Origin of the sequence: Mesorhizobium sp. M7A.F.Ca.CA.004.04.2.1, from assembly GCF_004022825.1 — a bacterium.
Classification (GTDB): domain Bacteria; phylum Pseudomonadota; class Alphaproteobacteria; order Rhizobiales; family Rhizobiaceae; genus Mesorhizobium.
Genome location: NZ_RZPH01001000.1, coordinates 1 through 2,155, shown reverse-complemented (window position 1 = coordinate 2,155; position 2,155 = coordinate 1). Strand labels below are relative to the sequence as shown.

At 61.3% G+C, this 2,155-nt stretch carries 3 protein-coding genes, 1 tRNA gene and 1 pseudogene; all 5 read left to right on the top strand.

Going from position 1 to position 2,155, the window contains the following annotated elements:
- Nucleotides 1-135, top strand: a pseudogene (locus EN893_RS39555) (VOC family protein); the annotation flags it as partial.
- A 90-nt stretch (nt 136-225) separates the two neighbouring features.
- Nucleotides 226-300: transfer RNA gene (locus tag EN893_RS30370), tRNA-Glu, on the top strand.
- Between the two features lie 247 nt (nt 301-547).
- Nucleotides 548-724, top strand: a complete 177-nt coding sequence (locus EN893_RS30365) for a Flp family type IVb pilin (protein WP_127268029.1) — start codon at nt 548-550, stop codon at nt 722-724.
- 281 nt (nt 725-1,005) lie between these two features.
- Nucleotides 1,006-1,587 carry a VOC family protein gene (locus tag EN893_RS30360; protein WP_127268028.1) on the top strand — a complete coding sequence of 194 codons (582 nt, stop codon included), beginning with the start codon at nt 1,006-1,008 and terminating at the stop codon, nt 1,585-1,587.
- Nucleotides 1,588-1,609: 22 nt separating this feature from the next.
- Nucleotides 1,610-2,155 (top strand): glutathione S-transferase family protein (locus EN893_RS30355; protein ID WP_164901251.1); only part of this gene is annotated, 546 nt, incomplete at its 3' end.

Here is a 2,155-nt window from a genome sequence, read left to right as displayed (position 1 = left end):
GCCCGCGACCATGCGGCGATGCTGGAGAAGGGCGTCGAATTCCGCGAAGCACCGCGCTTCGAGCCCTATGGCACGGTGGCGGTTTTCGCCGATCTGCATGGGAATCTCTGGGATCTGATCGAACCAAAACGATAGGCTGACGGCCGGCTTTTCCCCGGCAAGGGAAAGCGGCCTAACCCCAGTTGCTTTTTCCCAGCGCTCAGCCTATATCGCCGGTTCTTGAACGCGCCCATCGTCTAGCGGTCAGGACACCGCCCTCTCACGGCGGGAACAGGGGTTCGATTCCCCTTGGGCGTACCAAGTTTTTCGACAAATTTGCAGGATGCCGTCGATTTCGTTCTGAAGTCGACGACCTCGATACTGTGGCGTTTGGGAAACCAGATCTGCACAGGTAGCCGCAGCCTTGAAAATCCCAGTGGCACCAACCACTCAGGCCTTCATTTCATTCGTCTGGTAAACGTTAACGGACCCGAAACCGAGAACCTTAACGCCCCCGCAACTCACGGCGATATATTAGTTGTCGCTTTATTAGCTGTAGGAGGTTGACATGAAGAAAATAGCCTGCCGTTTCGCTTGGGACGAGTCTGGCGCGACCGCGATCGAGTATGGCTTGATCGCGGCTCTTATCGCGCTCGCGATCATCACCGGCGCCGGGGCGGTTGGCAATTCGCTCAACGGGATCTTCACGAACGTCGGCACTACGGTCAACAGCAGCGGCTCGTAAGTCGGTACCTCAATTCGGTCGGCCGTCGGCCGGATCGTCGACCCTCAGCCTCCAAAAGCGTAACGTGTACGCCCTTCCGATGTCCGGCATCGGAAATGCGGACGGCGCACTCTCAATCATCCGGCTTATCCGTTGCGTCGCTGCGTTCGTCGCTTCTGGCGCCGTGGGGCTGTTTGCATTAGCATCACGTCACGGATCCTGAGGCACGGTTCCAGCGGCGCACAGAACGCCGGATGCCGGGCAGATTCGCCGACCAGTTGATGCCGTGGGGAGGAAGGCCAATGCAGAAGCTGCAATCTCAGGGCGTCCACCACATCACGCTGGTCGGCGCCGGGCGCCAGACCTCTATCGATTTCTGGGAAGGCGTGCTCGGCATGCCGTTCATCTTCGAACAGCCCAACCTCGACAAGCCGAGGGAAAGCCATCTCTATTTCGATCCCGGCGACGGCCGGCTGATCACCATCTTCACCGACGAGAGCCGCACACCGGAGAAGCGGCGCACGCCGACCGATCCGGGCTGTGTCCACCACATCGCCTTTTCGGTGTCGCGCGTCACCTTCCTGCAGGCGGTCTCCCGGCTTGACGAGCGCGGCATCAAGCACAGCGGCGTCAAGGATCGCGGTTTCATGGATTCGATCTATTTCGAGGATCCGCTCGGCCTGCTGATCGAACTGGCGTCCTACCGCTTCGAACCGCCAGCGGGCTTCACCCACGCCGATGTGCTGATGGAAGCGCACAGGCTGCGGGTCGCGCGCGGCGACTACAACATCGCCGAAGTGCATCTCGCCGATGCGATCCAGGCGCTCGTCGAACGTTCCCGCGCCACCTTGTCGGACGATCGGGCGCCGAAGAACCCATACTGAACAGACCAGAGGGAGGAACAAGATGGCCAAGACAGCGACGAAGACTGCCGGGAAATCCGCGGCCAAAGCTGCCGCCAAGCCGGCCGCGAAAGCTGCGGCAAAGCCAGAAGCCAAGGCGGCCGCCAAGCCTGCGGTGAAGGCGACGGCAAAAGCCGCGCCCAAGGCCAAGCCGGCCAAGAAGCCGGCGTTGAAGCTCAGCATGCTGAAGCCCAGCGTCAACAACATGACCGTGCGGGTGTTTGCGCGCGCGGCCGGTTTCGACCATGCCGAGACCGATGCCTGGGGCCACACCCGTTCGCCGGAGTTCATGGCGCGAAATCCCGCCCATTTGACACCGATGATCGAGGACAAGGGCCTCCCTAGAGGCGTGTTGTGGGAAAGCTGCGCCATCATGCAGTATCTCGCCAACAAGCACGGGCTGGAGAAATTCTATCCGAAGGCGCCGGCCAAGCGGGCGATGGTCGACAGTGCCATGTTCTACCTGATCGGTACGCTCTACCCTTATGTGGCGCGCGCCACCTATCCGGCGCTCGGCTTCCCACAATATGCCGGCGAGGTCGGCCACAGC